The organism is Breoghania sp. JC706 (genome assembly GCF_037026715.1).
GTDB lineage: Bacteria > Pseudomonadota > Alphaproteobacteria > Rhizobiales > Stappiaceae > Breoghania.
This window is the reverse complement of the sequence record NZ_JBANCG010000008.1, coordinates 340,561-346,647: the sequence shown is the minus strand read 5'-3', so window position 1 is coordinate 346,647 and position 6,087 is coordinate 340,561. Positions and strand designations below refer to the sequence as shown.

Genomic DNA, 6,087 nt, shown 5'->3' with positions numbered 1-6,087 from the left:
AGCCGCCAGTTCCTTCTGATAGTCCTTCACGTCGGTGAAGCGGATATCGGGATTGCGGTCCTTCTCGTAGTTCAGCATGAAGGCGCTGGTCGCCATGAACACCGGCGAGCCGTCGAGATCGGCCGCCATGGCCCCGCGGTTCTTCGTCATGAACTTGTCGAGCGCGACGTGATCGTCCGACGCCACCCAGCGACACGCCTCGAAGCGGGCGGGCTCGAACGCGATCGGCAGGCCGTATTCGGTCTTCATTCGCTCCACCAGCACGTCGAGCTGCAGGGCGCCGACCACGCCGACCAGCGCCGGCGAGCCGTCGTGCGGGGTGAAGACCTGCACCACGCCTTCTTCCGCCAGCTGCTGCAGCGCCTCCTTCATCTTCTTCGCCTTCATCGCGTCCTTGAGCGAGACGCGGCGCAGGATTTCAGGGGCAAAGCTCGGAACGCCGCGGAAGACGATGGCCTCGCCCTCGGTCAGCGTGTCGCCGATCCGGAGCGTGCCGTGGTTCGGAATGCCGACCACGTCGCCCGCATAAGCCTCTTCGGCCAATGAGCGGTCCTGCGCGAAGAAGAACTGCGGCGTGTGCAGCGGGATCATTTTCCCCGTGCGCGAAAGCCGGGCCTTCATGCCGCGCGTGAGCTTGCCGGAGACCACCCGCATGAAGGCGATGCGGTCGCGGTGGTTGGGGTCCATGTTCGCCTGGATCTTGAACACGAAGCCGGACATCTTCGGCTCGTGCGGCTCGATGAAACGGGCATCAGAGGGTTGGCCGCGCGGCGTCGGGGCGATCTCGGCCAGAAGGTTGATCAGGTCGCGCACGCCGAAATTCCTGAGCGCCGATCCCCACAGCACCGGCGACAGGTGGCCTTCGCGGAAGCCCTGAAGGTCGAACGGCTTGCAGCCGACCTGCGCGAGTTCCAGTTCCTCCAGCATCTGCTCGCGGTCACCATCGGGCAGCAGAGCCCCGACCTTCTCGTCGTCCGCGCCTGAAACCGGCGTGCCTTCGGCCTGCTCGTCCAGTTCGCGGATGGTGTTGGCCCTGAGGTCGTAGGTGCCGGCGAACGACCGGCCGCGCCCGATCGGCCACGTCACCGGAGCCAGGTCGAGCGCCAGCGTGTTCTCGATCTCGTCGAGCAGTTCGAACGGATCTCGGCTTTCGCGGTCGAGCTTGTTGATGAAGGTGACGATCGGGATGTCGCGCAGGCGGCAGACCTCGAACAGCTTCAGCGTGCGCGCCTCGATGCCCTTGGCCGCGTCGATCACCATGATCGCGCTGTCGACGGCGGAAAGCGTGCGGTAGGTATCCTCGGAGAAGTCCTCGTGGCCCGGCGTATCGAGCAGGTTGAAGACGCAGTCGGCATATTCGAAGGTCATGACCGAGGTCATCACCGAGATGCCACGCTCCGCCTCGATGTCCATCCAGTCCGACCGCGTGGCACGGCGGTTGCGCTTGGCCTTCACCTCGCCGGCGAGCTGGATCGCGCCGCCGAACAGCAGCAGCTTTTCCGTGAGCGTCGTTTTGCCGGCGTCCGGGTGCGAGATGATGGCGAAGGTACGCCTGCGGGAGACGGGATCGATCATGTTGGTCTTTTCAGGGTGCTTTTAAGCGGGCGACTGTTGCGCGACGCGCCGTGCTTGGCGCAAAAGCCGGGCGCTTGTCAAATGGGAAGAGCGGTGCGCAGGGTCAATGCCGGGTCACTATCGAGGGTGTTCGCGGGTTATCACAGCACCTCGTCGCAAAGCGCATACCACCGATAGGCTGCCTTCAGATAGGCCTTGCGCAGGGCCGGGAAGGGAAAGCGCTTCAGTGGCCCGCGCACGACCGCCGGCAGATCGGCGCTCGTCGTTTTGCCGGCGACAATGTCTGCCACCGCCGCACCGCACAGCGAGCCCATCGCCACCCCGTTGCCGTGGTAGGCAAGTGCGGCGAAGGCGTCGGGGGCATCGGCGAGCGAGCCGACATAGGGGGTCAGTTCTGCCGACATGCACACGAAACCTGACCAGACATGCGTCACCTCCACGTCCTTCCAGGCCGGAAACATGCGGTGGAAGTCGGCAAGGATTTCGCGGCGGATCGCGACGTCGCTTTGCGGCGTCGTGTCGGTGCTGCCGCGCATGCCGAAGAGAAAGCGGCCGTCCGGCATCAGCCTGAAATAGTGCAGCAGCTGACGCGTGTCGTAGCTCATCTGATGCGAGGTCCAGCCCTGCGCCGCCAGTTCTTCCGCGGTGAGCTGTCGTGTGACCAGCACGCAGGAGAGGACAGGAAGTAGCCGTCCGGCAAGCGCGGCAAAGGGGACGCCGGGCAGTTCCTCTTCCAGATAGCCGTTGGTCGCCATGATCAGGCGGCGGGCCAAAAGGTGGCCGCGCGCCGTCTCAAGCCGCCAGCGCTCGCCCTCCCGCGAAATGGCCGTGACCGCGGAGCGGCCATGGAGCTTCGCCCCCGCTTCGCGCGCGGCCCGGGCGAGGCCGGTGGCATATTTCAGCGGGTTGAGGGCGAAGCCGCGTTTCAGCGTGGCGCCGCCGCAGAACTCCGGCCCCGCGACGCCCATTGCCGCCAGCTCGTCGCGGGAATGAAGCGTCATCTCGATGCCGAACGCGCTGCGCAGCTCGGCGGCCTCTTCCTGCAGTTCGCGCATTGCCTTGTCGCGGTGGGCAAGGTTCAGTTCGCCGTCCGAATGCGTGTCGGCGTCGATGGCGTGGGCTTCAAGCAGGCCGCGCACATGGTCGATGGCCTGCGCCTGGAAGTCGAGGAACCGCGCGGCCTCCTCATGGCCATAGTGCCGGACGATGTCTCCGGGCGAGCGTTTAGAGCCGCCAACGCAGCAAAACCCGCCGTTGCGCCCCGAGGCGCCCCAGCCGATGTCTCCAGCCTCCAGCAGAGCCACATCGGCACCGTGCGTGCCGGCAAGGCGCAGCGCGGCATTCAGTCCCGTGAAGCCGCCGCCGATGATCGCGAAATCGGCGGTCTGTTCGCCTTCGAGCGGCGCATAGTTGCGCGCTTCCGGCTCGACCGTCGTTTCCCAATAGCTGCCGAGCGGACGTGAACGGTCATAGGCGTGCGATGAGTAGAGCGGCATGGCGGGATCCGGAACCTGCGGGCGGGAAACGAGAAAGGCGCGCGACGATAACGCCGCGCGCCCCGATTGGCGAGATGGTCAATTCGCACCGCCCGAAGGCGGCGGATTAATCTTCGCCGGCCGCCGGAATGAACAGGAAACCGATGAAGGTGATCGCCGCGCTGATCGCCAGGTAGTAGCCGACGGCCTCGAACCCGTAGTTGGAAGCGAGCCAGGTGGCGATGTAGGGGGCGAGCGAAGCGCCGAAGATGCCGGCGAGGTTGAACGTCAGCGAGGCGCCGGTGTAGCGCACCGCGGTCGGGAACGGCAGCGACAGGGCCGTTCCCAGCGGTCCGTAGGTCAGGCCCATTGCCGCAAAGCCCAGGATCAGCATGGTCATGACGCCGACTTCGCCACCGGCAAACAGCGGTGCGATGGCGAACGAGAAGGCGGCGATGATCGCGGTGACGATCAGCATGATCCGGCGCACGCCGTAACGGTCGCAAAGTCGGCCGGCCAGCGGGATGAAGGCGGCGAAGAAGATGACGCCGATCATCTGCAGGATCAGGAATTCCTCGCGGCTGTAGCCGAGATGGTGCGTGCCCCAGCCGAGGGAGAACACCGTCATCAGGTAGAACAGCACGAAGGTCGCGAGCGCACCCATGGTGCCGAGCAGTAGCGCCATCTTGTGCGAGCGGAAGACGTCGACGACCGGAACGGCGACCCGTTCCGCGCGCTCAACCGCACGGGCGAACTCCGGCGTCTCGGTGATCTTCAGCCGGACGACCAGACCGAAGATGACGAGGATGGCGCTCGCCAGGAACGGAATGCGCCAGCCCCAGGCGAAGAACTGCTCGTTCGACATGGTCTCTGTCAGCGTCAGGAAGATGCCGCTGGCGAAGATGAAGCCCACGGGGGCGCCGAGCTGCGGAAACATGCCGAACCACGACTTCTTGCCCGAAGGCGCGTGTTCGGTTGCCAGCAGCACCGCGCCGCCCCATTCGCCACCGAGACCCAGGCCCTGGCCGAGCCGGCACAGCGCCAGCAGCAGCGGCGCCCACACGCCGATCGAGGCATAAGTCGGCAGCGCACCGATCGCGACGGTGGAAAGTCCCATCGTCATCAGGGCCGCCACCAGCGTCGCCTTGCGGCCGACGCGGTCGCCGAAATGGCCGAAGATCGCCGCGCCGATCGGGCGTGCGAAAAAGGCGATGGAGAAGGTGGCAAAGGACTGCAGCAACGCGCTGGTCGGGTCGCTCTCGGGGAAGAAAAGGTGCGGGAACACCAGAACGGCGGCGGTTGCGTAGATGTAGAAATCGAAGAACTCGATCGTGGTCCCGATCATGCTCGCCGCCAATATCTGGCTCGAGCGGTTGACGGGAGGAGCATAGGTCGTGTCGGCGATGGTCATCGGTCCGGTCCGAAAGTATCCCGGCGAAAGGGTTGGCGCCTTTTCGCTTCGGGCAAACAAAAATCGATCCCTCGGCGAGGCCTTGGGAAACCTCGTCGAAGCAGCCGGTCGGGAGGAAGGGCTGTGGTTGGGCGCCCCTTAAACGTAATTTTCAAGCGAAACACAAGGATGAATTTTCCAAATAGTGCAATTGGATCTGAGTTTTCGACATTAATGAAAATATTGTTCGCTTCTGACGACATTTTGTGTCGCCTTGCGATATCTTTCGCTGCCTATATGCCTCTTTGTTGGGCGTGGCGAGGGATTGGGGTGGGCGGTAAAGGGAGCGGAAAGCGGGATGGCAGGGGTGCGCGTATCGGCGATGCCGCAGTTGTCGGAAAACACGGTCCGGGCCGAACGCCCGCACCTGGCAGGACGCACTGGCGCCGGCGCCAGCGCAGGGACAGTATGACACCTGTTGTACTTTTGGGGAAAATCGGTAGGAAGAGGGCCGACGCAGGGCCAGGACGGAAATCTATCGGAAGGCTTGAAACTTGGACGGGGAAAGAAAAACCCAGACGAGCGCATCCGGGCGTTTTGCCGTCGCGCCGATGATGGATTGGACCGACCGACATTGCCGTGTCTTCCACCGTCAACTCACGAAGCGTGCTCTTCTCTATACGGAGATGGTGACGAGCGCCGCCGTTGTGCACGGCGATCGTGAGCGGCTGCTCGGCTTTTGCGAAATCGAGAAACCGCTCGCCTGTCAGCTGGGCGGCTCGGAGCCCGACGAACTGGCGCGTGCCGCGCGCATCGTCGAGGATTGGGGCTATGACGAGGTCAACCTCAATGTCGGCTGCCCGTCGGATCGGGTGCAGTCCGGCCGTTTCGGCGCCTGCCTGATGCTGGAGCCCGATCTCGTTGCGGACTGCGTCGCGGCGATGAAGGCGGCCGTCTCCATCCCCGTGACCGTCAAGTGCCGCATCGGTGTCGACGAGCAGGACACGGAAGAAGCGCTCGACCGGCTGGCCGATGCGGTTCTCGCCGCAGGAACGGATGCGCTGTGGGTCCATGCCCGCAAGGCTTGGCTCAAGGGGCTCAGTCCGAAGGAAAACCGGGATATCCCGCCGCTCGACTACGCGCGCGTCTATCGGCTGAAGAAACGCCTGCCGCATGTCTGGATCGGCATCAACGGCGGCATCGACACGCTGGAGGCGGCCGAAGGTCATCTTGCGCATGTCGATGGCGTGATGCTCGGCCGCGCCGCCTATCACGATCCCGCGCTGTTGGCGCAAGTGGATGCCCGGATCTATGGCGAGCCGGGCGGCGCCCCGGATCGTCTCCGCGCGGTTGAAGCTCTTTTTCCCTATATCGAGCGCGAGCTTGCGCGCGGGACGCGCCTTTCCCAGATCACGCGACATATTCTCGGGCTGTTTCAAGGCGTTCCGGGCGCCCGTCGCTGGCGCCAGATGCTCTCGGGCGATGCGGTGAGAGCAGGGGCGGGGCTTGAGGTGATCCGTGCGGCCTGCGACAGAATCGACCGTGACGCTCTGGACAGAGCCGACGAGATGCGCGACAGACAGGATCGCGTGGCGGTGCAGGTCCCATCGTGACCCCTCGTGAGGGCGAGGCCGCTGCGTCCCGCAG

At 64.9% G+C, this 6,087-nt stretch carries 4 protein-coding genes; 1 reads left to right on the top strand and 3 read right to left on the bottom strand.

Translation table 11 applies throughout. From position 1 onward, the window contains the following. The 3 genes from V2L18_RS18460 to V2L18_RS18450 form a co-directional block, all read right to left on the bottom strand. Nucleotides 1-1,575: peptide chain release factor 3 (locus V2L18_RS18460; RefSeq protein ID WP_336179772.1), on the bottom strand; the 1,575-nt coding region annotated here is incomplete at its 3' end. A 140-nt stretch (nucleotides 1,576-1,715) separates the two neighbouring features. Then, nucleotides 1,716-3,071 (bottom strand): FAD-binding oxidoreductase, encoded by a 1,356-nt coding sequence (locus V2L18_RS18455; protein WP_336179771.1) that lies wholly within the window; start codon nucleotides 3,069-3,071, stop codon nucleotides 1,716-1,718. A gap of 106 nt (nucleotides 3,072-3,177) precedes the next feature. Then, entirely contained in the window at nucleotides 3,178-4,461 is a 1,284-nt protein-coding gene (locus V2L18_RS18450; RefSeq protein WP_336179770.1) for an MFS transporter, read from the bottom strand. 533 nt (nucleotides 4,462-4,994) lie between these two features. Here V2L18_RS18450 and dusA point away from each other — a divergent pair. Next, entirely contained in the window at nucleotides 4,995-6,053 is a 1,059-nt protein-coding gene (gene dusA / locus V2L18_RS18445; protein WP_336179769.1) for a tRNA dihydrouridine(20/20a) synthase DusA, read from the top strand. The last annotated feature ends 34 nt before the right edge of the window (nucleotides 6,054-6,087 follow it).

What these genes read in the sequence shown, in the direction of transcription:
- V2L18_RS18450 (WP_336179770.1), bottom strand. Translation starts at nt 4,461, where the DNA reads ATGACCATCGCCGACACGACCTATGCTCCTCCCGTCAACCGCTCGAGC.
- V2L18_RS18455 (WP_336179771.1), bottom strand. Translation starts at nt 3,071, where the DNA reads ATGCCGCTCTACTCATCGCACGCCTATGACCGTTCACGTCCGCTCGGC.